The 25,079-nt window shown below is 63.5% G+C and carries 26 protein-coding genes; 8 read left to right on the forward strand and 18 right to left on the reverse strand.

Going from position 1 to position 25,079, the window contains the following annotated elements:
- Nucleotides 1-13 precede the first annotated feature (13 nt).
- Both galU and JQK88_RS05860 read left to right on the forward strand, forming a co-directional pair.
- Entirely contained in the window at nt 14-910 is an 897-nt protein-coding gene (galU, locus tag JQK88_RS05855) for a UTP--glucose-1-phosphate uridylyltransferase GalU (RefSeq protein ID WP_192249535.1), read from the forward strand.
- Nucleotides 911-1,092: 182 nt separating this feature from the next.
- Nucleotides 1,093-3,471: a polysaccharide biosynthesis tyrosine autokinase gene (locus JQK88_RS05860; RefSeq protein ID WP_192249538.1), complete on the forward strand. Its 2,379-nt coding sequence runs from the start codon at nt 1,093-1,095 to the stop codon at nt 3,469-3,471.
- A 21-nt stretch (nt 3,472-3,492) separates the two neighbouring features.
- On the opposite strand, the gene JQK88_RS05865 is transcribed toward JQK88_RS05860, so the two are convergent.
- The 3 genes from JQK88_RS05865 to JQK88_RS05875 all read right to left on the reverse strand — a co-directional run bounded on the left by JQK88_RS05865 (nt 3,493) and on the right by JQK88_RS05875 (nt 6,607).
- Nucleotides 3,493-3,669, reverse strand: coding sequence for a hypothetical protein (locus JQK88_RS05865; RefSeq protein WP_192249541.1), 177 nt, complete (start codon nt 3,667-3,669; stop codon nt 3,493-3,495).
- Nucleotides 3,670-3,700: 31 nt separating this feature from the next.
- Entirely contained in the window at nt 3,701-4,408 is a 708-nt protein-coding gene (locus JQK88_RS05870; RefSeq protein WP_203277739.1) for a metallophosphoesterase family protein, read from the reverse strand.
- 291 nt (nt 4,409-4,699) lie between these two features.
- Entirely contained in the window at nt 4,700-6,607 is a 1,908-nt protein-coding gene (locus tag JQK88_RS05875) for a propionyl-CoA synthetase (RefSeq protein WP_192249547.1), read from the reverse strand.
- A gap of 145 nt (nt 6,608-6,752) precedes the next feature.
- Here JQK88_RS05875 and JQK88_RS05880 point away from each other — a divergent pair, with 145 nt between their 5' ends.
- From JQK88_RS05880 to JQK88_RS05895, 4 genes are all read left to right on the forward strand, one after another.
- Complete coding sequence (locus tag JQK88_RS05880) at nt 6,753-7,598, forward strand: DUF2259 domain-containing protein (protein ID WP_203277740.1); 846 nt, start codon at nt 6,753-6,755, stop codon at nt 7,596-7,598.
- A gap of 508 nt (nt 7,599-8,106) precedes the next feature.
- On the forward strand, nt 8,107-8,394 hold the full coding sequence (locus JQK88_RS05885) for a PqqD family protein (RefSeq protein WP_192249553.1): 288 nt from the start codon (nt 8,107-8,109) through the stop codon (nt 8,392-8,394).
- Nucleotides 8,394-8,828, forward strand: a complete 435-nt coding sequence (locus JQK88_RS05890) for a lasso peptide biosynthesis B2 protein (RefSeq protein ID WP_192250039.1) — start codon at nt 8,394-8,396, stop codon at nt 8,826-8,828. Before JQK88_RS05885 ends, JQK88_RS05890 begins: the two co-directional genes overlap by 1 nt.
- Nucleotides 8,825-9,820, forward strand: coding sequence for a phosphoenolpyruvate carboxykinase (ATP) (locus JQK88_RS05895; protein WP_192249556.1), 996 nt, complete (start codon nt 8,825-8,827; stop codon nt 9,818-9,820). The genes JQK88_RS05890 and JQK88_RS05895 overlap by 4 nt, the downstream gene beginning before the upstream one ends.
- A gap of 7 nt (nt 9,821-9,827) precedes the next feature.
- Here JQK88_RS05895 and JQK88_RS05900 read toward each other — a convergent pair whose 3' ends face one another.
- Nucleotides 9,828-10,853 carry a nucleotidyltransferase family protein gene (locus tag JQK88_RS05900; protein WP_192249559.1) on the reverse strand — a complete coding sequence of 342 codons (1,026 nt, stop codon included), beginning with the start codon at nt 10,851-10,853 and terminating at the stop codon, nt 9,828-9,830.
- Between the two features lie 417 nt (nt 10,854-11,270).
- On the opposite strand from JQK88_RS05900, the gene JQK88_RS05905 reads away from it, so the two are divergent.
- On the forward strand, nt 11,271-11,375 hold the full coding sequence (locus tag JQK88_RS05905; RefSeq protein ID WP_192249562.1) for a lasso RiPP family leader peptide-containing protein: 105 nt from the start codon (nt 11,271-11,273) through the stop codon (nt 11,373-11,375).
- Nucleotides 11,376-11,425: 50 nt separating this feature from the next.
- On the opposite strand, the gene dhaK is transcribed toward JQK88_RS05905, so the two are convergent.
- The 14 genes from dhaK to JQK88_RS05975 form a co-directional block, all read right to left on the reverse strand.
- Nucleotides 11,426-12,412, reverse strand: a complete 987-nt coding sequence (gene dhaK, locus JQK88_RS05910) for a dihydroxyacetone kinase subunit DhaK (RefSeq protein WP_192249564.1) — start codon at nt 12,410-12,412, stop codon at nt 11,426-11,428.
- Between the two features lie 26 nt (nt 12,413-12,438).
- Entirely contained in the window at nt 12,439-12,864 is a 426-nt protein-coding gene (locus tag JQK88_RS05915) for a hypothetical protein (protein ID WP_112560582.1), read from the reverse strand.
- Between the two features lie 11 nt (nt 12,865-12,875).
- The gene (gene ptsP, locus JQK88_RS05920; protein ID WP_203277741.1) at nt 12,876-14,462 is read right to left on the reverse strand and encodes a phosphoenolpyruvate--protein phosphotransferase; all 1,587 of its coding nucleotides are present in this window, start codon (nt 14,460-14,462) and stop codon (nt 12,876-12,878) included.
- Nucleotides 14,446-14,748 carry an HPr family phosphocarrier protein gene (locus tag JQK88_RS05925; protein WP_203277742.1) on the reverse strand — a complete coding sequence of 101 codons (303 nt, stop codon included), beginning with the start codon at nt 14,746-14,748 and terminating at the stop codon, nt 14,446-14,448. The genes ptsP and JQK88_RS05925 overlap by 17 nt, the downstream gene beginning before the upstream one ends.
- A gap of 21 nt (nt 14,749-14,769) precedes the next feature.
- Complete coding sequence (gene dhaM / locus JQK88_RS05930; RefSeq protein ID WP_142867578.1) at nt 14,770-15,159, reverse strand: dihydroxyacetone kinase phosphoryl donor subunit DhaM; 390 nt, start codon at nt 15,157-15,159, stop codon at nt 14,770-14,772.
- The gene (gene dhaL, locus JQK88_RS05935) at nt 15,156-15,758 is read right to left on the reverse strand and encodes a dihydroxyacetone kinase subunit DhaL (RefSeq protein WP_203277743.1); all 603 of its coding nucleotides are present in this window, start codon (nt 15,756-15,758) and stop codon (nt 15,156-15,158) included. Before dhaL ends, dhaM begins: the two co-directional genes overlap by 4 nt.
- A 70-nt stretch (nt 15,759-15,828) precedes the next feature.
- Complete coding sequence (locus tag JQK88_RS05940; protein ID WP_203277744.1) at nt 15,829-17,472, reverse strand: dihydroxyacetone kinase subunit DhaK; 1,644 nt, start codon at nt 17,470-17,472, stop codon at nt 15,829-15,831.
- A gap of 65 nt (nt 17,473-17,537) precedes the next feature.
- On the reverse strand, nt 17,538-18,551 hold the full coding sequence (locus JQK88_RS05945) for an ABC transporter ATP-binding protein (RefSeq protein WP_203277745.1): 1,014 nt from the start codon (nt 18,549-18,551) through the stop codon (nt 17,538-17,540).
- Nucleotides 18,544-19,656: an ABC transporter ATP-binding protein gene (locus JQK88_RS05950; protein WP_192249580.1), complete on the reverse strand. Its 1,113-nt coding sequence runs from the start codon at nt 19,654-19,656 to the stop codon at nt 18,544-18,546. Before JQK88_RS05950 ends, JQK88_RS05945 begins: the two co-directional genes overlap by 8 nt.
- Before the next feature lie 2 nt (nt 19,657-19,658).
- On the reverse strand, nt 19,659-19,865 hold the full coding sequence (locus JQK88_RS05955; protein ID WP_192249583.1) for a hypothetical protein: 207 nt from the start codon (nt 19,863-19,865) through the stop codon (nt 19,659-19,661).
- Nucleotides 19,862-20,812 (reverse strand): carbohydrate ABC transporter permease, encoded by a 951-nt coding sequence (locus JQK88_RS05960; protein ID WP_112560588.1) that lies wholly within the window; start codon nt 20,810-20,812, stop codon nt 19,862-19,864. The genes JQK88_RS05955 and JQK88_RS05960 overlap by 4 nt, the downstream gene beginning before the upstream one ends.
- Complete coding sequence (locus JQK88_RS05965) at nt 20,809-21,756, reverse strand: carbohydrate ABC transporter permease (protein ID WP_210328085.1); 948 nt, start codon at nt 21,754-21,756, stop codon at nt 20,809-20,811. Before JQK88_RS05965 ends, JQK88_RS05960 begins: the two co-directional genes overlap by 4 nt.
- A gap of 117 nt (nt 21,757-21,873) precedes the next feature.
- Nucleotides 21,874-23,205 carry an ABC transporter substrate-binding protein gene (locus JQK88_RS05970; protein ID WP_192249589.1) on the reverse strand — a complete coding sequence of 444 codons (1,332 nt, stop codon included), beginning with the start codon at nt 23,203-23,205 and terminating at the stop codon, nt 21,874-21,876.
- Between the two features lie 233 nt (nt 23,206-23,438).
- Nucleotides 23,439-24,137, reverse strand: a complete 699-nt coding sequence (locus tag JQK88_RS05975; protein WP_203277746.1) for a PIG-L deacetylase family protein — start codon at nt 24,135-24,137, stop codon at nt 23,439-23,441.
- Between the two features lie 26 nt (nt 24,138-24,163).
- Here JQK88_RS05975 and JQK88_RS05980 point away from each other — a divergent pair, with 26 nt between their 5' ends.
- Nucleotides 24,164-25,054, forward strand: a complete 891-nt coding sequence (locus JQK88_RS05980; RefSeq protein WP_203277747.1) for a DMT family transporter — start codon at nt 24,164-24,166, stop codon at nt 25,052-25,054.
- The last annotated feature ends 25 nt before the right edge of the window (nt 25,055-25,079 follow it).

Here is a 25,079-nt window from a genome sequence, read left to right on the forward strand (position 1 = left end):
GAAGGAATACCAGATGCAGAAAGTCAGGAAGGCAGTCATCCCGGTGGCGGGGCTCGGAACACGGTTCCTGCCGGCGACCAAATCGATGCCCAAGGAAATGCTGCCCGTGGTCGACCGGCCCGTCGTCCAATATGCCGTGGACGAGGCTTTCGAAGCCGGCATCGAGCACATTGTGTTCGTCACCGGCCGCAACAAGGCTGTCATCGAGGACTATTTCGACCTGCATCCTGAACTGATCGGAACGCTTGAGCAGACCGGCAAGAAGACCCAGCTGGAGGCGCTCGAAAGCATGCTGCCGGTGGCGGGCGCGACTAGCTTCATCCGCCAGCAGTCGCCGCAAGGCCTCGGCCATGCGGTGTGGTGCGCGCGCGAAGTCATCGGCGACGAGCCGTTTGCGCTCCTGCTTCCCGACATGGTGTCGTTCGGCAGCCGCGGCTGCCTGGCCGAAACCGTCGATCTCTATCAGCAGACCGGCGGCAACGTCATCGCCGTTGAACGCTGCGACCCGTCTGAGACCAGCAAATACGGCATTGTCGGCCGGGGCGCTGAAGCCGGCGGCGGCTTCGAGGTGACGGCGATGGTGGAAAAGCCGGCGCCGGCCAACGCGCCGTCGAATTACTACATCAACGGCCGCTACATCCTGCAGCCCGAGATATTCTCACTGCTCGGCAACCAGCAGCGCGGCGCCGGCAACGAAATCCAGCTTACCGACGCCATGGTCCGCCTGTCGAAAAGCCAGTCTTTCTACGCCCAGCCCTTCAACGGCCGCATGTTCGACTGCGGCTCCAAGGAAGGCTTCATAGAGGCCACCATCGCCTTCGCGCTGGCGCGCGACGACATGAAGGGGCCGGTGCTGGAAATGCTGCAGGCGTTCGTGCGGTCGCATGAGCGTCAGGAAGTGGCCGCATAATGCCCATCTTTCGAGGGCATATGCGTTTGGACGATGGCGCAGCCCATGCCTGCGCGCCTGGCCCTTCAGGCCCGGCGCCAGATGGCACGAAGCTTGCGTTGCATATCTCGCCCCCGATCTCCGCAGCTTCGGGCGAGAAGCCCGTCTCGCTCCGGCGCCTGTAACCTAGAATTGGACCGAAGATGAATTATGCCAGCTTTCCTCTCGACAAGAGGATGCCATTGCCCAACACCGATCAGGAAAAGGGTGAAGATTTCATCGACGTCGAGCGCCTGCTTGGCATGGCGGCGCGGCAGGTCAAGGTGGTGGCGGTCTGCGCCATCATCGGCCTGTTCATGGGCGTGCTTTATCTGCAGACCACGCCCAAGCAATACATGTCGGTGGCCAGCGTGCTGATCGACGAAGGCCTGAACAAGGTGGTCGACGACATCTCGGCTACATCCGTCACCATGCAGACCGACGCCGCCCTTCTCAGCCAGATCGAAATCATCAACTCGGCGCGGCTGGCCTCAGTGGTGGTCGACAAGCTGAAGCTTGACCAGAACGCGGAGTTCATGAACCCGCCGCAATCGGCCCTGGCCAAGGGCATCGGCTTCGTGCGCGGCGTGGTCGGCTATTTCCGCTCAAGTTCCGCCGACCAGATTCCCGGCATGGAAAATGTCGATGAAGCGACGCGCCAGGCGATGATGCAGACGGCGCGCCATGACTATGCTGTGCTGAAGCTGCAGAGCGAGGTGCTGGCACAGCGCACCGGCCGCAGCTATGTGATTGCCATCGGTTACCAATCGACAAATCCGGCGCTGGCCACCGCCATCACCAAGGCCTATGCCGACGCCTATCTCGCCGACCAGCTCAACGCCAGCTTCGACGCCACCGAGCGCGCGGCGGTCTGGCTGCAGGGCCGGCTGACCGAACTTCGGCAAAACTCGCAGGCAGCGGCGCTCGCGGTCGAGAAGTTCAGGTCCGAGCACGGCCTGGCCGCCAACAGTGACGGCCAGCTGATCAGCGACAAGCAGATCGCCGACCTCACCGCCCAACTGATCGTCGCGCAGGCCGATACGGCGCGCGCCGGCGCCCGCTACCAGCAATACAAGGCCATCGTCGAAAGCGGTTCCGACAACGCCTTCAACGATTCCGCCATATCGAGCGACCAGCCGGCGAGCTCGGTCATTGCAACGCTCAAGACCCGCTATCTCACAGTCGCCAAGCGGCTGCAGGACGTGACGGCCAATTTCGGCGCCGAGCATCCGCAAGCCGTGGCGCTGGCCAAGGAGAAGGCCGATCTGTCGACACAGATTTTCGGCGAGTTGAAGCAGCTGACCGAAAGCTATCGCAACGAATATGAAGTGGCTCTGTCGCGCGAGACGGCGTTGAGGCAGAAGATCGCCGACGCCGCCGGCAAGAGCTCCGTCGACAACCAGAGCCAAGTCAAGCTGCGCGAACTCGACCAGCAGGCGCAGGCGCTGACCACGCTCTACCAGACCTTCCTCGGCCGCTATGAGGAAGCCTCGCAGCAGCAGTCCTTCCCGGTCGGCAAGGTCCGCATCATCTCGGATGCGTCAGCACCGCTTTCCGCCTCGAGCCCGCGCACCTCCAGGGTGCTGGCGCTTGCGCTGGTGCTTGGCGTGCTGCTCGGCGCCGGCTTTGGCGGCCTGAACGAGTTCAACGAGCGGTTCTTCAGGACCGGCGAGGACGTTCGCGATCGCGTCGGCCTCAAATTCCTGGGTTATCTGCCGACGATCGGCGGCAGGCTGAGCAAGGATGCCGATGAGGGTGCGGCGGATGCCAAAGGCACCAACACCTTGTCGGCGGCCGAGAAACGGGCGCGCATGCGGGTCAGCGTCGATGCGCCTGCATCGATGTTCTCCGAAACGCTGCGCAACGCCAAGATCGCCTTCGACGTCGTCATGGAAGGGCAAGGCAGCCGGGTCATCGGTGTGATCTCGATCCTGCCTGGCGAGGGCAAGTCGACGGTCGCCGCCAATCTGGCCGGATTGCTTGCCGCCAACGGTTCGAAAACCCTTTTGATCGACGCCGATCTGCGCAATCCGGGCCTCAGCCGCAACCTCGGCATGGAGGCCGAGCAAGGGCTGATGGAAGCCGTGGTCAACGGCCAGACGTGGCAGTCGGTCGGCAAGGTCGACCGCCAGACCAAACTGGCGATCATCCCGGCCGTGCTGCGCGGCCAGTTCTCGCACACCAGCGAGCTGCTTTCGTCGGCCGGCATGCGGCGTTTCATCGACAACGCCAAGGAGACGTTCGAGTACATCGTCGTCGACCTGCCGCCGCTCGGTCCCGTGGTCGACGCCAAGGCCTTCGCGCCGCTGGTCGACGGTTTCGTGCTGGTCGCCGAATGGGGCCGCACACCGCGCGCCATGGTGCGCTCGCTGCTGGAACAGGAGCCCTATGTTGCCAACAAGATCGTCGGCGCCGTGCTCAACAAGGTCGACCTGAAGAAGCTGGCGAAATACGGCTCGCTCGGCGGCTCGGAGAAATTCTTCGACCGCTATTCGACCTACTATCTCGAAAAGTCGGATCTGCGCGCCAAGACGGCGGCGTGAAGTCGTTGTAGCAGCTCAGCGTCAAACGCTGGGCTGCTTTGATCTCTCGCTCGCGGAATAGGGCAAGACGCCGGCGCCGGCGGTATGGCGCTGCTGGACGGCGGGTCGGGGTAATATTGCGACCCAGTCGAACATTTCGAACGGACCGGTCACATCGAGCATATCGAGATGATCGTAAACCCGAATGCCGCTTCTCATCCTCGCGCTCCTGGCAAGCCGCATTCAACTGTCAGGAAAAGATCAGCTTGCCGAATTTGTCGGCGATCCTGACGGCGGTCAGCCGGCCGGTGTGAAAGGCGCCGGTGTCGATGTCGAGCCTTCGTCCGTCGAGCCGGGGGATGTCGACCGGCGTGTGCCCATGCACAACAAAGCGGTCGAGCAGATGGGCGGCGTCGAAGAACTCGTCGCGGATGTTGAGCAGATCCTGCTCGTCCTGCGCCACAAGGTCGATGCCCGGCCTGATGCCGGCATGGACGAACACGAATTTCTCCGAACAGAGCAACACCGGCAGGCTACGCAGGAAGTCGATATGATCGACGGGGATGACCTCCCTTATGCGCCTGTCGACCTCGTCGCTGGATGCATAGAGGCTGCTGAGTCGCTCCGGATCGACGCCGTAGGAAAACAGCGTCTCGCGGCCGCCGATCGCCAGCCAGCTGTCCCGCGACAGATAGCCGTCGAGATAGTTCAGCATAGCCACTTCATGGTTTCCCGCCAGGCAGACGCGCAAAAACCCTTTCGGCGGCGGCGCCAGCAGATGATCTAGCACGCGCGCCGATTGCGGCCCGCGATCGATATAGTCGCCAAGCATGACGATGATCTTGCGCCCGCGAAATTGGAGCCCGTCGAGCGCGATCTTCTCCTCCAGCGACAGCAATTCCTTGTAGCAGCCATGCACGTCGCCGATCGCGTAGACGACGGTATCCTCCATATCCATTTCCAGGCGCTCGCGCGGCGCCGGCCGAGGGGGTCTGGATCGCTGAAACAAGGCCACTGGGCTCGATGCCTGCCAAAAATCGGGTTTCGTTTTCACTGGCGCGCCTTTGTGACGCGCCAGAAATCCGTGGATACATGGCAGGCGTTGGAAATTCCATAACGGCGGCTGCTTTCGCCGCGGGCCTCAAGGCCTGGCGATCAGACCGCCTTGTGGTCGAGCAGCAGCCGGATCCGTGGCTCAGCGGATCGCCACCACGCCTCTGTGCCGGCTCGGCCCCCGCAGCGCGAGTGGTCAGATTCCGATGCCGCGGGCCTTGAGCGCCGCAGTGATTTCGTCGAGGATGACGGGATCGTCGATGGTCGCCGGCATCGTCCATTCTTCCTTGTCGGCGATCTTCTGCATGGTGCCGCGCAGGATCTTGCCGGAGCGCGTCTTGGGCAGCCGCTTGATCGTCACCACCGTCTTGAAGGCGGCGACCGGACCGATCCGTTCGCGCACCAGCCCGACCACCTCGCTTTCGATGGCAGCGGCATCGCGGGCGACGCCGGCATTGAGCACGACGAAGCCGAGCGGCACTTGGCCTTTCATGGCGTCGGCGATGCCGATGACAGCGCATTCGGCGACATCGGGATGCGCTGAAAGCACCTCTTCCATGGCGCCGGTCGACAGCCGGTGGCCGGCGACATTGATGATGTCGTCGGTGCGCGCCATGACATAAAGATAGCCGTCCTCGTCGATCATGCCGGCGTCGGCGGTCTTGTAGTAGCCGGGGAACTCCTCAAGATAGGCCTGCCGGAAGCGGGCGTCGGCGTTCCACAGCGTCGGCAGGCAGCCGGCCGGCAGCGGCAGTTTCACCACCACATTCCCGAGCGTCCCGCGCGGCACTTCATGGCCGGCATCGTCGAGCACCCGGATGTCGTAGCCCGGCATCGGCACGCCGGGCGAGCCGTATTTCACCGGCAGCAGGCCGAGGCCCGCGGGGTTGATGGTCATCGGCGATCCCGTCTCGGTCTGCCACCAATGGTCGACCACCGGCACATTGAGTTTCTGTTCCGCCCATTTGATGGTTTCGGGGTCGGCGCGCTCGCCGGCGAGGAACAGCGTGCGGAACTTCGACAAATCGTATTTCGCAACGAACGCGCCCTTGGGGTCCTGCCCCTTGATGGCGCGGAAGGCGGTTGGCGCGGTGAACAGCGCGACGACCCCATGCTCGGCAATTACTCGCCAATAAGTGCCGGCATCGGGCGTGCCGATCGGCTTGCCCTCGAACAGCACGCTTGTCGCGCCATGCAGCAGCGGCCCGTAGACGATGTAGGAATGGCCGACCACCCAGCCGACATCGGAGGCCGCCCAGAACACCTCGCCCGGTTTGACGCCGAACTCGTTTTCCATCGTCCATTTCAGCGCGACCATGTGGCTGCCATTGTCGCGCACGATGCCTTTTGGCTGGCCGGTCGTACCGGAAGTGTAAATGATGTAGAGCGGGTCGGTGGCGAGCACCGGAACGCAGTCGACATTGGCGCCTGCCGCGCGCTCGCGCGCAACCGCGTCGGCAAAATCGATGTCGTAATGCTCCTTCAGCTCGCAGCGCAGCTGGTCGCGCTGCAGGATCAGGCAGGCGTCCGGCTTGTGCCGCGCCATCTCGATCGCCTTGTCGAGCAGCGGCTTGTAGGCGACGACGCGTCCCGGCTCCAGGCCGCACGACGCCGAAATGATCAGCTTCGGCTTGGCATCGTCGATGCGGGTGGCAAGCTCGTGCGAGGCAAAGCCGCCGAACACCACCGAATGCACCGCTCCGATGCGGGCGCAGGCGAGCATGGCGATCGCCGCTTCCGCCACCATCGGCATGTAGATGATGACGCGGTCGCCCTTGACGATGCCGCGGTTCTTCAGCACCGACGTCAGCGCCACCACTTCGCGCTTCAGCTCGGCATAGGTGAATTTCTTGACCGTGCCGGTGATGGCGCTGTCATGGATCAGCGCGATCTGGTCGGCGCGGCCGCCGGCGACATGGCGGTCGATGGCGTTGTAGCAGGTGTTGCAGGTGGCGCCGTTGAACCAGCGCCCGTAAACGCCCGCACTGGCATCGAACACGCTGGCCCACGGCGAATACCAGTCGATCGCCTCGGCGGCATCGGCCCAGAATTTTTCGGGGTCGCGTTTCCAGCCGTCATAGACCTCGTGGTAGCGTGACGCCATCCATTCCTCCCCAGGCAAGTTTGCCGTCTTGCAATAGCCTATGCCGGCTTTCCCGGCCATGCCCCCCAGTTTGCTGTATAACCGATCTCGCCATGGTCACAAATTGCAGGCACCATAAATCGAGTTGAAATCGGGGCAGGGCGCAATGACGTCGCGATACGGGTTTGGATCTGCCAGCCTGGCAGTGCTGCTGTTGACGATCGTTTCCGCCGCCCAGGCCGGCGATGCCGCGGCCCGGCGCATCATCGGCTTCTCGCCCGACGGCAATTATTTTGCCTTCGAACAATATGGCACGCTCGACGCCGGAGCGTCCGATTCAGGTTACTCGGAGATCGAGATCATCGACACTCGCACCGACGAATTCGCCGGTGGCAAGCCGATTCTTATCGTCGATCTATCGGAACAGGCGACGATGACGTTGGAGCAGGCACGGGCGCAGGCGGCAGAGCAGGCCGCACCCATCCTTGCCCAACATGCCATTGCCGCACGCGGTGAGCGCACGGCGTCCGACAGGTTCTCCTTCCCGGACGATATCGTCGAGTACAACGACATCTTCCGCCTCGAACAAGCGGCGCAGAAGTGGCTGTCGCCGCTCTATGACGAAACGGAGATCTCGACCATCCAGCTCGATGAGATCCTGGCCGACAGCAAGACGGATTGCTCGGCAAGCTTCGACGATGCAAAGCCGGACGATCAGCAGGGCGACAAGGCACTTCAAGGTGACAAGGCACTTCAAGGGGACAAGACGGGCAAGGCGCTCGGCTTCCGCCTGTCCCTGCAGGGGCAGGACGGCAAGCCGTTCAAGGTCCTGCACGAGGACAAGGCTGTGCCAGGCTCGCGCAACTGCCCGACCTCATACAGCCTGTCGGAATCCTACAAATACGCGCCGCCCGGCAAACCGGCCGTGCTGGCTGTGCTGGTGCAGCGTTTCAGCCAGGGTTTCGAGGGACGCGACCGCCGCTTCATCGCCGTGACGGGGTACGCACGATGAGCCGCAGCCTGCCTTGCGGCAGGCAGCAACGGCTTATGTGCCCCGTGAGGCTCGTGTCGGATATCAGCTCTTAAAGCGGCAAGGCCGCCAGCATGAGGCCGACGCCACCTGCAATCAATATAGCGGCTGCCAGTGCCTTCCGATGGCGTTCGAACGTCGTCGGAGCCCGCTCCCAATTGTAACGCATACTCGTAAGTCTCCCAAAACCCGGCGACTCCATAGCTTACTTAAGGTAAGAAAAGCAACACCTTGACCCTGTCCGACAGCCGGCTTGACGGTTTGCGCACCGGGGCGGAGTCCTGCTCTCAGCCCTGCGACGGCGTGGAACTTACCACAACCCAGGATTGGATGTCTCCACCGTGTTTTGGTAGCGTGTGTCGTAGAGGTGTTGCCGTTGCCGGATTGCCACAGATCGTTTCGACCGGCCTGTTCTCCGTCCCGTCCGCGTAATGGACATCGCCGCATCGCCGCGCTATCTCCTTTTCAGGAAATGGTCTGGAGGGGCTCCATGGCCCAAATCGCTTCTGAAATGGTTCTGCGGCTGGCCGACGACGCCTCGGTCCAGCATGTCGGCGATGGCGCCGTCGTACTGCTCGCACGCAGCGGCCAGCTCTACACTTGCAACGGCACCACCGAAGCCTTTCTCGACAAGGTCGACGGCGCCCGCAGCCTCGACCAGATCGTCGTCCTGCTGTCCGACGAGTTCGAGGTCGACAAGGATACACTCGACCAGGACATGGCGGCGCTGGCCGCCGAACTGGTGGGCGAAGGCATTCTCGCCGATCCGGCTCTCTGATTGTGGACGGCGTTCTCCTGCGCACCCTGTTTCGCGTCCATCTGTGGACAAGCGCGCGGCTGATGCCGGTCCTGATCGGCCGCCGCAGCTTCGAATCGGTGTTGAAATGGGCGCCGCTCAGCGCGCCTACCCCCTATCGCGGCCTGTCGTCCGCCTACATCGTGGCTGCCGTCAACCGCACCGTCCGGCACCCCTGGTTGATGCGCGATCGAAGATGCCTCAGGGAAGGCCTGCTCGCGCACCGCTTCCTGCGCTTTGCCGGCTTCGATCCGGATCTGCGCTTCGGCGTCGATCCAAAGTCGATGCAGGCAAAGCGCATGTCCGCCCATTGCTGGGTTTGCCTCGACGGCCGGCCGGTGGTCAGCGACAGCCTCCCCGGCATGGTGGAGATCTATCGCCATCACGCCGATGCCGGAAAGGCGCACGCTGCTTGACCGGTTCGGCGGCCACTTTCTGCTATGACCTCAAGGGCCAGGTCATCAGCATATCGGCCTCGCGGGCCGATCTCTGGCCGAGTTTCGACCTCATGCTCGGCACCTTGCGTGTGGCCGAACCCGTCGAGCCCGCTTTCCGCGTCAACATCGTCGAGACGTCGGCGCTGCAGGAATCACCTGCCGGCAACCTCGCTTTCGACGGCGAGGTGCCGGAGGAAGGCCATTGCCGGATGATCGACGGCGGCGGCATCGTTCACCTGATCTTTCCCGGCCTGCAGACCGCCTCGATCAACGCCGATAAGGGCTGGGCCGAAATTCGTGTTCATCCCGACGCCAAGGTCAAATGGACGTTGCTGATGATGGTGCTGGATGCCGCCCTCGATGCCGGCGGCCAGCATATGCTCCATACCGCCGGCCTGACATTGCCCGGCCGCGAGGCGCTCGTGCTGGTCCATGCGCCGAGCGGCACCGGCAAGTCGACGACCTCGCTGGCGCTGGCATCGCAAGGCTTCGGCCTGTGCTCGGACGACGTCATGATCCTCAAGCTTGCGTCCGACGGCGGTATCACGGCCTGGGGCTTGCCGCGCAAGGTGAAGGTCCACCGCAACACGGCGGCGATGCTGCCTTTCGTGGCTCCCTGCCTTGGCGACAAATGGGATACCAATGGCGAGCAGGCCGTCTCGCTGGAACGTCTCGCCGAGATCATCCGCATCGAGGAGACAGTCGACCGGCCGGTCGTAGCATTGCTTCATCTCGCCCGCTCGGCGGACGCGCAAACCCGGCTGGCGCCGATGGCCAGGACCGACGCCATGGTGGCGCTCGCCGCCGACAATGTCAGGACCGGCATGACCGGCCTTTTGCCGGCGCAGAGGCGCCGCATGGCAACGATCGCGATGCTGGTCAAAGCCGTTCCGACATTTACGCTGGAAGTCGGTGCGAACCCGGCCGAGGCGGCCCCGCTGATCCGCTCGGCGCTGGCGGCGCGGGACTAAGCACCATTCAGGAGAAATGCGCCTTTGGCCTGGCAAGCCGCTGGACCCAGCGGAAGGCGTCGCGGCGCAGACGCGAATGCATCTTGTCCCGGGAGTTGACGCCGAGCAGTGTATCGCCCGTGATGAGCCATTTGGCCAGACGTATCGGGAGATCGGGTTCGATGCGGTCGGCCAGTTCGACCGCGCGCGGTGCATTGAACAGCCGCCCCGTCACATTGAGAACCGTCGCCAGTTCGAGCTCGATGCCGCTCATGCGCGCCGCCTCGAACAGCCGGTCCTCGTCCGCATGCGAGCGCAGCGCGCGCACACCCTGCAACACGTCCACGCAAAGCTGCAGCCGGTGGAACTTGTGCCCGCCCGCGGCATGCACGATGGCGATGGTCAGCAGCGCGGCCGGCGTGTCGGCCTCGCCACTGTCGATGATCTGCAATTCGCGAAAGTCTAGTGACAGCCGCCGCCGCATGCCGGAATCATGCACCAGATTGCCGTGCAGTTCGATCAGCAGGCTGGTATTCTCCTTCTCCAGCCATTTGAACTCCTGCAGATCCTGAGACTGCGCCTCGCCGCTCCAGAGCTCGAAGCCGCATCCGGCAATCACGGCATTGGCGTCGACGATGCTGGCCGGCTCGACCAGAATGTCGATGTCGGTGAAAGGCCGGTCTGCGGCGTGGCGGTAAAGTTTGCGCGCGAAGACCGGCCCTTTGACGATGCGGGCCGGAACGCCTTTCGCCGCCAATGCCTTCATGATGCGATCGCCATGATACTGCAACAGCATCGACTGGCCGGTCGCCAGCGTCGACTGGTCGCGCAGTTCCGACAATTTTTGCTGCAAGGCGGCATCTGCCGGCAGTCGCGCGTCGCCGACTTCCCGGAGCTTGCGCAGCATGATCGGCAGCACGCCGTGGAACTCGGCATTGGCGAGCAGTGCCAGCAAGGTTTTGGCAGCAACGTCACTGGCGACAGCAGCCGACGCCTCCGGATCGGCGAAGGTCAGCAGCAGTTTTTCATCGGCAGGCGCAAGAGGTGGCAGCATCAATCCGGATGTCGTTCGCCCAATCGAGCAATTCCAGGAAAAGTGTGAAGCGGTTTTCCATCCGAAATTGCATCAAGACAAGAAACTAGGGCAGCCCTCCATTTCGGTGAACTGCTCTGGGAGGGCGTATGTTGCAGAAAAGCATGCATGAAGCCAGCGCATGGTGGCAGAACCGGCTCATGAATTGACTTTCCGAGGTTTCCGTCCATTCTTTTGCATTGGAATCTGGAGGGTATTGGAATGACCAAGAAAAAGTATGAGGCGCCTGTGCTGCGCAAGGCGGGAAAATTGTCCAGCCTGGTGGCCGGCGGGGCGTCAAAGGCGCTTTAAGACTTCTGAGACTTCGGCTTGGCTAAGGCCAGATGCCGGTGTCCTTGTCGGGCCACCACCGGACTTGCCGACAAAGGGGGAAATGAAATGACCAAGAAGCAATACGAGGCGCCGGTGCTGCGCAAGGCGGGCAAGCTGTCCAGCGTGACCGCGGACAACGGTGCGTCCGGTCCGATCGGTCCGGCGGGCTGACGGCCGGTTCATAACGCTGCCTGATCGGAATATCGGGCAAAGCCTCTCCGCTACATTCCCCAGCGCAGCGCCGCCGTGTGCACCGGCGCGTCCCACAAACCCGTCGTTTCGCCGTCCAGCATGGTAAGCGTGATCGAGCAGCCGGCCATGTCGAGCGACGTCACATAGGACCCAACCAGCGAGCGGGTCACTGTCACGCCGCTGTTTTCGAAGATTTTGCGGGCGCTGTTGTACATCAGATAAAGCTCCATCAGCGGCGTACCGCCAAAGCCGTTGATGAACAGCAGGGCGGGGCCATTCGCCTTGTCGCCGAGATCGCCCAGGATCGCGGCGCAAATCTCCCCGGCGATCGCATCGGCGCTCTTCAACGTGTCGCGACGCCGGCCGGGCTCGCCATGGATGCCGACGCCGAATTCCATCTCGCCGTCGCCAATGTCGAAGGTCGGCTTGCCCGCCGCCGGCACGGTGCAACTGGTCAGCGCCACGCCCATTGAACGCGTCGCAGCGTTGACGCGGTCGCCGAGCGCCTTGAGATCCGCCAGCGCCATGCCTTGCTCGGCGGCGGCGCCGATGATCTTTTCGACCACCAGCGTGCCGGCAACGCCGCGCCGGCCGGTCGTATAGGACGAGTTTTCGACCGCGACGTCGTCATTCGTCACCACCTGCAGGACGCCGTCGGCCATCTCGGCGGCCATGTCGAAATTCATCACGTCGCCTTCATAGTTCTTGACGATGAACAGGCAGCCGGCGCCGGCATCGACGGCCGCGGCGGCCGCCAGCATCTGGTCCGGCGTCGGCGAGGTGAACACCTGGCCCGGGCAGGCGGCGTCCAGCATGCCGTGACCGACAAAGCCGGCATGCAGCGGCTCATGGCCGGAGCCGCCGCCCGAGATCAGTGCTACTTTCCCTGGCTTCAGCACCTTGCGGTGGATGAATTTGTGCTCGTCACCCAGCACCAGGATGTCGGCATGGGCAGCAACCAAGCCGTCGAGGCTTTCGGTCAGCACCGTGTCGACTGAATTCAGAAATTTCTTCATGTGTCCTCCCGAACACCAGGAAACGCTCAGCCCCCGCTTTTACCGGTGATGCTGGTGATCTTCTGGATGAAATCATTGACCGCCCTGTCGAGCGCCGCATTCTGCCTGTCGTCGCCGAAATCCGGCACGATCAGCGAGACATGCCGCGTCTTGCGCATGCCGGCGGCGATCGACATCTTGCCGGGATGCGCCAGATGATAGGCGGCGAGAAAATGATCGCGCTCGGCCGGGCTGAAATGGCAGACAGAAAAAATAGCCGGCAAATGTTTCGATGGGATCGGGATCGAATAGGCTGGGCTGGAGATTTGCGTCACGAAGCTGCGGTGCTTGCCCAGCGCATCGGCAAGGCGCTGGCGCATGCCCGACGGGCGCTGGTCGATGACCTGCGACAGGATCGTCTTGTAGGCGCGGATCGCCTCGTCGGAGCCGGGTTCTGGTGTCTTGTCAACCATCTCAGCCACGCCTAGATCGCAACATCTGCTATAGTCGCCTTGGCCATGGCAAGTTGTGCAGGAGCGACGGAAAGATCGCGCAGCCCGGCCTCAATCAGGGCCGGTATCGCTGCGGGGTCGCCGCCGGCATCGCCGCACAGGCTGACCGGGATCTTTGCGCGCAAGCCGAAAGCGGCGACTTCAGCAATCAGCCGCAATACGGCCGGATGGCGGACCGAATTGAGGTGTGCCACCGCAGCGTTGTCGCGGGCTGCCGCCATCACATATTGGGTCAGATCGTTGGAGCCGATCGAGAAGAAGGCGACATCGGCAAACGCCTCCGGCGCGATCGCCACCGACGGCACCTCGACCATGATGCCGAGCGGCGGCATTTTTTGCGCGACGCCGCGCGCGACGAGCCCAGCCTGCTCTTCCGCGAACAGAGCGGCGGCACGTTGGTATTCTTCGCTAACGGCGATCATTGGAAACATCACCTTCAGATTGCCGTGCACGGCGGCGCGCAGCAACGCCCGGATTTGCACACGAAACACGTCCGGCCTTGCCAGTGACAGCCTGATGCCGCGCAGGCCGAGGAACGGGTTGCTCTCCTCGACGGTGAAGGCCGGCACCGGTTTGTCGCCGCCGGCGTCGACGGTGCGGATGGTCACCGGCTTGTCGCCGGCCCATTCCAGCACTTTGCGATAGCAGCTGTATTGCGTCTCCTCGTCCGGCGGCGCCTTGCCGAACAGGAATTCGGTGCGCATCAGCCCGATGCCGTCGCAGGTTGCGATGTCGATGCTGTCGACCTCTGAGGGATCGGCGATGTTGACCTGTACGCGCACCGTAGTGCCGGCCTTGGTCACTGCCGGCCTCGCCAGATAGGCGTCGGCCTTGTCGCGGCGTGCCGCAAACGAAGACGACGAACGGCGAAAGGTTTCGATCTCGGCCTTTGAGGGCGCCAATACAATGCCGCCATGTTCGGCATCGAGCAGGGCCAGGCCATCGGGATTAGCCGGCGAAGCGCCAAGCCCCACCACCATCGGCACACCGCGTGAGCGCGCGAGCATCGCAACATGACTGGCGGTGCTGCCGGCCCTTAGCGCGATGCCGCCACCGGCGCTCCAGTCGGTCTCGAGAAAGCGCGTCGGCGCAATGTCCTCGCCATAGAGAATGGCGCCCGCTGGCGCAGCGCTCTCCTGCTCCTCGGTCAGCGCGCGCAGCACGCGGTCGCGGATATCGCGCATGTCGGCAGCGCGAGCCCGGAAATAGTCCTGGTCTGACGTTTCATAGCCGGCGATCTCGGCGTCCAACGCTTGCCGCCACGCCATGTCGGCCGGCATGCCGGAAGGGATCGCCGCGAAGGCCGGTCCGGTCAGCGCCTCGTCCTCCAGCATGGCAAGCTGAAACTCGAGAATGCCGGCGGCCTCTTCATCGGCGGTTTCGATCAGGGTCGCAAGCCGGTCCGTCGCGCCGGCGAGTGCTGCTTCCAGTGCAGCCTTCTCCTCGCCGGCTGTCGCCTTGCCCGTGTAGCGCGCAGGGCCGCGGTCGAGATTGAACAGCGGCCCTTCGGCATAGCCGGCCGAGGCCGAAATACCTTGCAGCCTAAGCGGTTCGGGCATGGCCCGCGTCCTCGTCGAAATCGCGCCGCACCAGTTCAGCCAACGCGCCGACCGCCTCAGCAGCGGCCTCGCCGCTGGCCCTTATGTGCAGCATGGTGCCTTTCGGCGCCCTGGTTGCCATCACCTTGACGATGCTCTTGGCGTCAAACCACGGACCGTTGGCGGCGAGTGCTATTTCCACCTCGGCGGCAAAGCTCTTGGCGAGCTTGGTGAACTTCACCGAAGGGCGCGCATGCAGACCCACCTCGTGGGTGATCAGGACGGTTGCCTCGGCAAATGCGGACATGCGCTCAAAATTCCCGTTCATTCACGACGGCGACAATTCATGCGCCGTCGCCACCACTTCCTTCAGCGAGGCGCCGCCGGACGCCTCGGTCGCCGCCATCACCGCACCTTCGACGATCGGCGCGTTGCAGACGACAATTTTCTGCGCCCGCGGCTCACCGATCATTTCCACCGCCATCTCCGAGTTGGTCTCGGCGCCGCCGAGATCGACCAGTATGGCGACTCCGGCCTCCGACCACGCCTTTTCGATGGCGCCCATGATCGCCTCGACACTGGTGCCGAGACCGCCATGGCCGTTTCCGCCGCACCATGCAAGCGGCACTTCGTCGCCCACCATCTGGCGCACCATGTCAGCGGTGCCTTCGGCGACCAGCGGCGAATGCGAGACGATGACGATGCCGACATTGCTCATGGCTGACCTTCCAGCGCTTCGCCGATCGCCCGCACCAGCAACGCGACCGAGCGTCCGCCGGCATCCATGTGACCGATAGAACGGTCGCCAAGGAACGAGGCGCGGCCGCGCAGGGCCTTCATCGGAATGGTCGCGTCGGCCGCCCGATCAGCGATATCGGCGATCTCCGCCGCCGTCTTTCCACCCGCAAGCGCGTCATGCACCGGTTGCAGCACGTCGAGCATCGTCTTCTGGCCGACCTGCGACTTGCCTCTGGCGGCCACCGCTTCGATCGCCTTGCCGAAGGCAGCCGTCAGGTTGGCGCGATCCGGCTCTGCCGAAATCTCCTTGCCGAGCGTCAGGAACAGCGTGCCGAACAGCGGCCCGGACGCGCCACCCACCGTCATCACCAGCTTGGTGCCGATCCCCTTCAGGGCCTCGGGCAACGGTTTGGCCGAAAACGCCTCTGCCTCGGCCCGCACGGCTTCAAAGCCGCGCTTCATGTTCAGCCCGTGGTCGCCGTCGCCGATCGCCTGGTCTAGAGCGGTCAACTCCTCGGCGTGGGCGGCAATCGTGTCCGCAGCGGCCGTGATCAGGCTGGCAAGATCAAAGACCGCCATATCCAAATTCCCGGTTTCGGTCCTGCCGGCAGTATCGAAAGAATTTTCATTCGACAACTGAAGCATGCCATCAGGCCGTTGCATACAGCGCGGCGGCGGCGGCGAACACTTCGGCCACGGCATGCGCGCCGGGGTCGACCACGCCCTGCAATTTGGTGCCGACATAGGCGGAGCGCCCGGCTTTCGCCTTCTCCATGGCCGCCGTCGCCTCGGCGCCGTGCCGGGCTGCTGTCGCCGCCGTGTCCAGGTTCCTGGCGTCGAGCGCTTTCAGCGCCGGTTCCAGCGCATCGACCATGGTGCGGTCGCCGATCTTGGCGCCGCCGTAGAAGGTCATCCGGCCAAGGCCGGCAAGCAGCGCCTTGGACAGGGTCGCCCCCGTATTCGTAGCCTGCGCTGCCGCCGTGAAGAAGATCGACAGCAGCACGCCCGAGGAACCACCCATGGCGACACCCAGGAGATCGCCCACCGCCGCCAGCGTGGCGGCCGGATCGGCCAGCGGCAGCGCATCGAGCTTTTCCAGCACACTGCGCGCCCCGGTCGCTACGGTCGAACCGGTGTCGCCGTCGCCTGCCTTGGCATCCAGCCCGTTCAATGTCTCTTCGAGCCCGATAAGCCGCTCGCAGACCGTGACGACAAGTCGCCTTGTCCGCGCATCCTCGCTCGGCTTGCGCGTCGCGCTTTGTCCGGCTGCCTTCGCCATCGGCACGATGGCAGGCGCTGCAACGGGCTTTGCCGGCATCCAGGCGTGCGAGCCGACCGGCGCCAGCAAGGCCGCCTCGCGCGCGGCATCAAGCTTGATCAGCGACAGCGAAAAGCCGTTCATGTTGAGTGCCGTCATCAGTGGGCCGGGGCCGATGGCAAGCTTCACGGTCCTGGCCAGCGGCGAGGCCAGCACAGCATTGGCGACCAGCGACATTTCGAGCGGCGGCACAGAACCGAGATTGTTGATCAGCAGCGCGTGGTTGGCCTCCGGGTCGAGCCGCGCTGCCAGCCGCTCCGCCATGATCGCCACCAGCCGGTCAGCACTTTGCACCGCGATGCGCTCGACGCCTGGCTCGCCATGGATGCCGAGGCCGAGTTCGCCATCATTTTCGCCAAACCGCTCTTCATGCGGCTGGCCGGGGATCGAGCAGGACGACAGCGACATGCCGAGCGAGATGATGTCCTTCGCCGCCGTGCGCGCCGCCGTTGCGATCGCTGTCAGATCGCTTCCCGTTTCTGACAGATGGCCGGCTATCTTGTGCACGAACAAGGTGCCGGCAACGCCGCGCGGCTGGTTGATATCTGGCAAGGCGATGTCGTCGGCGACGATCGCCATCTCGACACGAAACCCCTCGGCGCGCGCCTTCTCGGCCGCCAGGCCGAAATTGAGCCGGTCGCCCGTATAATTCTTGACGATCAGCAGGCAGCCGGCCGGTCCGGTCACCGCGCGGATCGCCGCAAGCACTGCCTCGACGCTTGGCGAGGCAAAGATCTCGCCCGAGACCGCCGCCGTCAGCATGCCCTTGCCGACAAAGCCGGCATGCGAAGGCTCGTGCCCGGCGCCGCCACCGGAGACAACGGCGACCCTGGTCTTGTCCCAGTCGGCGCGCAACACGACCTTGATTTCGGGATAGCCGTCGAGGCGCACGAGATCGCCCGAACCGATGGTCCGCAACAGACCGTCCAGCGCCTCGGTGACGATCGTTTCCCTGCGGTTGAAAAAGTGCTTCATCGAATTTCGTCCTGTATTCGTCAATTAGAAGCCGGTGCCGTACCTTTGGCGAGACACCGAAAACCTCACATCAGTCTTTGCCCGTCGGCGCCGAAATAGAGCGGCGAGTGGTAGCGGATCACCACTTTGTCGCCTTGCGCCAGATCCGTGTCGGGGTCGGTCAGTGTCACCAGCTTCTTGGCCCCCACCGTCACATGCAGATGGTTCTGGTCGCCGAGATGCTCGACCCAATCGACGACGCCGTCGGCATGGCCGTTCGCGGCCTTCTCGATCGACAGATGTTCGGTGCGTGCGCCGATCGTCTTGGTGCCGGTCGGAGCGCCGCCATCGGGCAGCAGTCCGGCCGGCAGAAGATTGATCGCCGGCTGGCCGAGCCGTGCCGCGACATGAAGATTTGCCGGCTCGGAATAGATCGTGCGCGGCGTGCCGATCTGTACCAGCACGCCATCGGCGAGGATGCCGATGCGGTCGGCCATGGTCATCGCCTCGATCTGGTCATGTGTGACATAGAGCATGGTGGCGCCGAGCTCTGCCTGGATGCGTTTCAGCTCGAGCCTGAGATCGGCGCGGAGCTTGGCGTCCAGCGACGACAGCGGTTCGTCCATCAGATAGATCGAGGGCTTGCGCACCAGCGCGCGGCCGATGGCAACGCGCTGCATCTCGCCACCGGACAGCTTGGTCGAGCGGTTGTTCAGCTTGTGGTGGATACGCACCATTTTCGCCACTTCTTCGACGCGGCGGCGGATCTGGTCCTCCGGTATTTTCCGCGCCGGCGAGCGCAGCGGGAAGGCGAGGTTGTCGTAGACCGACAGATGCGGATAGAGCGAATATTGCTGGAACACGAAAGCCGTGTCGCGCTCCGCCGGCGACAGCACCGTCGCATTGTGCCCGCCAATATGGATCGTGCCGCTGTCGGGCTGCTCCAGCCCGGCGATCAGGCGCAGCGTGGTCGTTTTGCCGGCGCCGGTCGGCCCGAGCAGCACGACGAACTCGCCATCGGCGATGTGCAGGTCGAGATCGTCCACGGCGATCTGCTCGCCAAAGCTCTTGCTCACGTTCCTGATGTGCACGTCAGCCATGCTGTGCTCTCCCCTGGGAGACAGTGTCATGGATCGCGGTGCGCACCGCGCGGCCGGATCCCTTCTCGAACAGCGACAGCCGCGCGCTGCTCAGCGTCAGGCCGACATGATCGCCCGCCGCGAGCCGGATTTCGGCCGGCACCCGCGCCTTGATGATGCCGTCGGCCGTCTCCACCGCGACGATCTGCGTGGTGCCGAGATATTCGGTGCCGTAGATGGCGCCGCGCAGTTTCGAAGCGTCGTCGAAGCGGATGTGCTCGGGGCGGATGCCCAGCGCCATGTCGGCTGGCGCGATGTCTTCGCGCACCTCCGGCACCGCCACCTTGGCGCCCTGAACGACGATCTCTCTGGCGCCCTTTGCCAGTCCACCGCCGAACCCCAAAAAATTCATTGGCGGCGAGCCGATGAAGTCGGCGACGAACATGGTTGCCGGCCGGTCGTAGATCTCACGCGGCGTGCCGAACTGTTCGATGACGCCGTGGTTCATGACGGCGATCTTGTCGGCCATCGACATCGCCTCCATCTGGTCGTGGGTGACATAGACGGTGGTGGCGTGGATGCGGTTGTGCAGCTCGCGCAGTTCATGCACCATCAGGTCACGGAACTCTGTGTCGAGCGTGCCGAGCGGCTCATCCATCAAAAAGCATTTTGGCCGCCGCACGATGGCGCGGCCGAGCGCGACGCGCTGGCGGTCGCCGCCGGCAAGCCCTGAGACCGATTTGTTCAGCAGATGGTCGATGCGCAGCAGCTTTGCGGTCTCTTCGACGCGTTGACGGATTTCGGCCGACGGCATGCCTTGGGCCAAAAGCGGGAAGCCGATGTTCTTGCGCACATTCATGTGCGGATAGAGCGCGAACAGCTGGAAGACGAAGGCGATGTCGCGCTCCCGCGCCCGGCGCATGGTGACATCCTCGCCGCCGAGCAGGATCTGGCCGCCGGTCGGCAGTTCGAGGCCTGCGATCATGCGCAATGTCGTCGTCTTGCCGCACCCCGACGGCCCGAGCATGACGAAGAACTCACCATCCTCGACGACGAAGCTCGAATCCTGCACGGCGACGAAATCGCCGAAGGCCTTTCTCAGGTGTTGGACGCGGATTTCGGCCATGACTATTCCGGGAATTTCGAGACGATGATGAACATCACCGTGCCGGCAAGCATGGTGATGAAGGAGTAGGTGTAGAGCGCCAGCGCGAAGGGCTGGAACAGCATCAGGAAGCCAATGGCGATGATCGCCGTGGCGATGTTTTCCAAGAGGCCGCGCCGAGCCCAGCGCGGCCAGCGCGACTTGCGTTTCGTGGGTTTGGTCATGCTCATTTGCGCACCGCGCCGAAGGTAATGCCGCGCAGCAATTGCTTGCGGAGCAGGATGGTGAAGACCAGGATCGGCACCAGGAAGATCGTCGTACCCGCCGCCACGGCCGGCCAGTCCTGGCCGCCTTCGCCGATGATTGTCGGGATGAAGGGCGGCGCGGTCTGTGCCGTGCCCGAGGTCAGCAGCGCCGCAAAGGCATATTCGTTCCAGGCGAAGATCAGGCAGAAGATGGCGGTCGCGGCAATGCCGGTGGTCGCCTGCGGCAAAACCGTGCGCCAGAACGCCTGCAGCCTTGTATAGCCGTCGATCATCGCCGCTTCCTCATATTCGCGCGGGATTTCGTCGATGAAGCCCTTCAGCAACCACACCGCCAGCGAGACATTGACCGCCGTGTAGAGCAGGATCATGCCGAGCGCTGTATCGGAGAGGCCGAGCTCGCGGTACATCAGGTAGATCGGGATCGCGACCGCGATCGGCGGCATGAAGCGCGTCGACAGGATGAAGAACAGAAGGTCATCGGCCAGCGGCACCTTGAAGCGCGAGAAGCCGTAGGCCGACAGCGTGCCGAGGAAGACGGCGCAGAAGGTCGAACCGAAGGCGATGATCAGCGAGTTGACGAAGCGCGGCAGGAAGTTGGACGGGCCGGCAATCACCATGTTGCGCTTGCGCACCGTCTCGTCGCAGAAGCCGGTCGCCGGCCCCAGCGAGTTGATGTATTCCGGCGTCTGCCGGGTGCGGGTCGTGAACAGGTTGCAATAGCCCTCGATGCTCGGCTGGAAAACGATCTTCGGCGGATAGGCGATCGAATCCGGCGGGGTCTTAAAGCTGGTGGCAAAAATCCACAGCAGCGGCACGATCGAGATCAGCGCATAGGCGACGATGATCGTGCCTGCGATGCCTTTTGCCGTTCCCGACGGGGCGACGACGGAGTGGGCAGTGGTCAGGCTCATCTCTGCTTCACCTTGTTGAGCGCCTTGACGTAGATGTTTGCGAGGCCGAACACTGCGACGAACAGGATGATGGCGAAGGCCGAGGAATAGCCCGTGCGCCAGCTCTCGAAGGCCTGCCGCTTCAGCGTGATCGAGGCGACCTCGGTGGTCGAGCCAGGGCCACCGCCGGTCAACAGATTGACCATGTCGAACATCTTGAAGTTCTCGATGCCGCGGAAAAGCACCGCCAGCATGATGAAGGGCAGCGCCATCGGCAGTGTGATCGACCAGAACTGCCGCCAGTTGGAGGCGCGGTCGACCTCGGCCGCCTCATAGATGTATTCGGGGATGGAGCGCAGGCCCGCGAGGCAGATCAGCATCACGTAGGGCGTCCACATCCAGGTGTCGACGATGATGATCGACCACGGCGCCAGCTCGACGTTGGACAGCATCTGGATGTCGGTTGGCGGGATGCGGGTGACGAACGAGATGGCGTAGGCGAACAGGCCGATCTGCGGCTCGTAGAGGAAGCGCCAGAAATTGCCGACCACCGCCGGCGACAGCATCATCGGCACCAGGATGATGGTCGTCCAGAAGGCGTGGCCGCGGAATTTGCGGTCGATCAGCCAGGCCAGCGTGAAGCCGATCAGCGTCTGCAAAAGAATGGTCCAGAACACGAAATGTGCCGTCGTCTGCATTGCGATCCAGATGTCCTGGTCGCCAAGGATGCGCTGGTAATTGGCAAAGCCGAGGTTCTTCACCACCTCGTTCGGCCGGTTGGCACGGAAGTTGGTGAAGGACAGATAGATCGCCCAGAACAGCGGGAAGATGTTGATGGCGAGCAGCAACAGGATCGTCGGCGAGATGAACAGCCAGGCGAGGCCCTTGTCGCTGATGCCGCGGACCTTGCGGGCCAACGGCTCCGGGGTCGCCCGGGCAACGCTGTCCGCAGTCCGATTGAGCATGGTGAGTCCTGCTTCGGTCACGTCAAGTCTCGACAACTGGAATTTATCTGAACTGCGTCCCATGCCAAGGGTGGCACGGGACGCGTCGGTCTGGCTCGGGAGGAGCCGTTGGTCCGGTTACATCTTGCCGTCGTCCTGGAACACTTGCGTCCAGTCCTTGACCAGGCCGTCAAGCGCATCCTTGGCCGAACCCTGGCCGGCAACGACGTAGTCGTGGAAGCGCTTCTGCGAGGCCTGCAGCAGCGGCGCGTAGCTGGGCTCGGCCCAGAAGTCCTTCACGATCGCCATCGAGTCGAGGAAGGTCTGCGCGTAGGGCTGGCTGGCCGGGAAGGCCGGGTCCTTGACCACCGCGTTCAGGCAGGAATAGCCGCCGAGCGACCACCATTTGGCCTGGACGTCCTTGTTGGCGAACCACTTGATGTATTTCAGCGCCGATTCCTGCTTGTCGGAATAGGACACCACCGAAATGCCCTGGCCGCCGAGCTGGGCGAACTGCTCGCCGTCCGGCCCCTTCGGATTGACGAAGTAGCCGATCTTGTCGCCGCCGACATTCTCGTCCTTCTGCAGGCCGGGCCAGGTGAAGGCGAAGTTCATATGCATGGCCACCTGGCCGGATTTGAAGGCATCGACGCCTTCGCCCATGTAGCTGTTCGAGGCGCCGGGCGGGGTGCAGCAATCATAGAGCGCCTTGTAAAATTCCAGCCCCTTCACCGATTTCTCGGAGTTGACGAAGCCTTCCATTTCGTAGGGCTTCTTCGGGTTTTCGTACTGGAAACCGAAGCTGTAAAGCACGTCCATGGCGCCCATGGTGATCCCTTCCGAGCCACGCTCGGTGTAGATCGAGGCGCCATAGACGGTCTTGCCGTCGATCTCGCGCTTCTGGAAGAATTCGGCGATCTGCTTCAGCTGGTCGAAGGTGGTCGGCGGGCCGAGGTCCCAGCCGTACTTTTCCTTGAACTCCTTCTGCAGTTCCGGCTTGGAGAACCAGTCCTTGCGGTAGGTCCAGCCGACGACGTCGCCCATGGCCGGCAACGCCCAGTAGTTCGGCGTGTTCTTCGGCCATTCGGAATAGCCGACAACGGTTGCCGGCACGAAGTCGTCCATGCTGATCTTCTCCTTGTCAAAGAAGTCGTTCAGCTTGACGTAATGGCCATTCTCGGCCGAGCCGCCGATCCACTGGCTGTCGCCGATGATCAGGTCGCAGAGCTTGCCGTGCGAGTTGAGCTCGTTGAGGAAGCGGTCGGCATAGTTGGTCCACGGCACGAACTCGAATTTCATGCCAATGCCGGTTTCCTTGGTAAAGTCCTTGGACAGTTCGACAAGCGCGTTGGCCGGATCCCAGGCGGCCCAGCAAAGCGTCAGGTCTTCAGCGTGCGCAACGTTCGAGACGGCTGTCGACGCGGTGATCGCCGAAGTCAGTCCCAACGCCAGTTTCAAGCTCGATTTCATGCCTTCCTCCCATTTGCGAAACGCGCCCGGATGGCGGTTTCAAGAGCCCTCAACCCTCGCTCCTCCGAGGGCCTAAACATGGCGGCGCGGTGCGTCGCAGATGTTTAGTAATTTGTTTAGTGATGCAATTTTTACTAAACAAGGCAAGCGAATTCGTTGCTGCGCCGCAGCATTTCGAAACGAGGATTGAAATCGTTGGGAAATGATTGCCGGAGGGTTCGCCTGGAGGTTGCTTAGCCGGCGTCGCCTACAATTTTCGTGTGTGGCGTCACCGGCCGGACAGGCGGCGCGGGCGGCAGCAGGGCGCGTATGTCGGCGAAGGGAAATGTCGGCTCGAAGCGGAAGGCCTCGGCCAGGGACCCGGCGACGCCGTTGCACTGCCCGGCACGAAACTCATTCTGGACGCGCGCCCTGTCGACATATTGCTCCGGCATCTGCGAGCGGTGTGCGCGGATCGCCTGCGTTTTCACGTCGCGGTAGGCGGAAATGTCGACGTAATGCGTCGGCGAAAATCCGGTTCCGCCCATCGTGTCGGCAAGCAGCACCGGCACAGCGAACGAGGCCGCGATGCGCACGCCGTCCGACAGCGCGCGGTGGTCGGCGTGATAGTCGTTGGGCGCATGCGTGATCACCAGATCCGCTGCTGTCTCACGTATCAGCGTTTTCAGCGAACCGATCAGCGCCGCATCGGCCACCAGTTCGCCGTCGGGAAAGTCGAGGAAGCGCGGGGTCGCGCCGAGCAAAGCCGCAGCGGCGGCCGCTTCCTCGCGCCGGACACGAACCAAAACGCTTGGGTCGCCCTTGCCGCCCTTGGCGCCATCGGTGGCCACGGCAAAAGTGAGTTCTGCGCCTTGCGCCGCATAGGCGGCCATCGTACCGAACATGAATATCTCGATGTCGTCCGGATGCGCGCCGAGCGCCAATACCTTCACCGCACTCTCCCCGGAAATGGAAAAACGTGACGAACGGAATCCTGCTCGCCCTCATCGCCTATGCAAGCTATTCGTGCAGCGACGCCGTTATCAAGAGCCTTGGCGAACAGTTCACCGTCTTCGAGATCGCCTTCTTCGTGACGCTGTTTGCCGGCGGCTTCCTGTTTTTCAGCCGGCCGTCCGATGAGCGCTGGCGTGGTTTCTGGCGCACGAAGCGGCCATGGGCGGTGCACGCCCGCGCCTGGGCCGGCATGGCATCGGGCTTGCTCAGCGTCTATGCCTTCACCACCATTCCGCTGGCTGAGGTCTATGCACTGGTCTTCCTGGCGCCGCTCTGCGTCACCATTCTGTCGACGCTGGTGCTCAAGGAAAAGGTCGGCCCCTGGCGCTGGCTGGCGGTGGTCGCGGGCTTTGCCGGCGTCATGCTGGTAGTGCGGCCGGGTTTTCGCGAATTGCATCTCGGCCACCTTGCCGCCTTCGCTGTCGCCTTCCTGGCCGCCTCCAACATCATCCTGACCCGCTCGCTGGCGCAGCAGGAAAAGCGCACCACCATGCTGGGCGTGCTGGTTGGCTATGGCCTGGTGTTCAACGGCATAGGCGTCGCCGCCACATCGTTTACCCTTCCCAACGCGATGCAGCTGCTGTGGCTGGTGATGGCGGGCGCGTTCGCCGCTTGCGGACAGTTGCTGCAGCTGCTGGCCGCCAGATACGCGCCCGCCAACCGCATCGCGCCGACACATTATTCGCAGATCGTCTGGGCAGTGATCCTCGGCGCGCTGTTCTTCCAGGAATATCCCGACTGGCTGTCCCTGGTCGGCCTCGCCGTCGTTGGCGCTTCCGGCCTGCTGACCATGGTGCGCGAGGAAGTGCGGTTGGGTACGGTGCGCTGGAACCCGCTGTCGCGAACAAGGCTGTGAGCGAGCGCCGGTTGCACGGCCATAG

It is taken from the genome of Mesorhizobium caraganae, from assembly GCF_016836705.1.
Classification (GTDB): domain Bacteria; phylum Pseudomonadota; class Alphaproteobacteria; order Rhizobiales; family Rhizobiaceae; genus Mesorhizobium; species Mesorhizobium caraganae.

Coding starts and splice junctions, on each gene's coding strand:
- JQK88_RS05945 (WP_203277745.1), bottom strand. CDS start 18,551: ATGGCTGACGTGCACATCAGGAACGTGAGCAAGAGCTTTGGCGAGCAG.
- JQK88_RS05875 (WP_192249547.1), bottom strand. CDS start 6,607: ATGGCGTCACGCTACCACGAGGTCTATGACGGCTGGAAACGCGACCCC.
- JQK88_RS05915 (WP_112560582.1), bottom strand. CDS start 12,864: ATGGTTGACAAGACACCAGAACCCGGCTCCGACGAGGCGATCCGCGCC.
- JQK88_RS05970 (WP_192249589.1), bottom strand. CDS start 23,205: ATGAAATCGAGCTTGAAACTGGCGTTGGGACTGACTTCGGCGATCACC.
- galU (WP_192249535.1), top strand. CDS start 14: ATGCAGAAAGTCAGGAAGGCAGTCATCCCGGTGGCGGGGCTCGGAACA.
- JQK88_RS05960 (WP_112560588.1), bottom strand. CDS start 20,812: ATGAGCCTGACCACTGCCCACTCCGTCGTCGCCCCGTCGGGAACGGCA.
- JQK88_RS05870 (WP_203277739.1), bottom strand. CDS start 4,408: ATGGATATGGAGGATACCGTCGTCTACGCGATCGGCGACGTGCATGGC.
- JQK88_RS05950 (WP_192249580.1), bottom strand. CDS start 19,656: ATGGCCGAAATCCGCGTCCAACACCTGAGAAAGGCCTTCGGCGATTTC.
- ptsP (WP_203277741.1), bottom strand. CDS start 14,462: ATGCCCGAACCGCTTAGGCTGCAAGGTATTTCGGCCTCGGCCGGCTAT.
- JQK88_RS05860 (WP_192249538.1), top strand. CDS start 1,093: ATGAATTATGCCAGCTTTCCTCTCGACAAGAGGATGCCATTGCCCAAC.
- dhaL (WP_203277743.1), bottom strand. CDS start 15,758: ATGGCGGTCTTTGATCTTGCCAGCCTGATCACGGCCGCTGCGGACACG.
- JQK88_RS05880 (WP_203277740.1), top strand. CDS start 6,753: ATGACGTCGCGATACGGGTTTGGATCTGCCAGCCTGGCAGTGCTGCTG.
- dhaK (WP_192249564.1), bottom strand. CDS start 12,412: ATGAAGAAATTTCTGAATTCAGTCGACACGGTGCTGACCGAAAGCCTC.
- JQK88_RS05905 (WP_192249562.1), top strand. CDS start 11,271: ATGACCAAGAAGCAATACGAGGCGCCGGTGCTGCGCAAGGCGGGCAAG.
- JQK88_RS05900 (WP_192249559.1), bottom strand. CDS start 10,853: ATGCTGCCACCTCTTGCGCCTGCCGATGAAAAACTGCTGCTGACCTTC.
- JQK88_RS05965 (WP_210328085.1), bottom strand. CDS start 21,756: ATGCTCAATCGGACTGCGGACAGCGTTGCCCGGGCGACCCCGGAGCCG.
- JQK88_RS05925 (WP_203277742.1), bottom strand. CDS start 14,748: ATGTCCGCATTTGCCGAGGCAACCGTCCTGATCACCCACGAGGTGGGT.
- JQK88_RS05885 (WP_192249553.1), top strand. CDS start 8,107: ATGGCCCAAATCGCTTCTGAAATGGTTCTGCGGCTGGCCGACGACGCC.
- JQK88_RS05955 (WP_192249583.1), bottom strand. CDS start 19,865: ATGAGCATGACCAAACCCACGAAACGCAAGTCGCGCTGGCCGCGCTGG.
- JQK88_RS05865 (WP_192249541.1), bottom strand. CDS start 3,669: ATGAGAAGCGGCATTCGGGTTTACGATCATCTCGATATGCTCGATGTG.
- dhaM (WP_142867578.1), bottom strand. CDS start 15,159: ATGAGCAATGTCGGCATCGTCATCGTCTCGCATTCGCCGCTGGTCGCC.
- JQK88_RS05940 (WP_203277744.1), bottom strand. CDS start 17,472: ATGAAGCACTTTTTCAACCGCAGGGAAACGATCGTCACCGAGGCGCTG.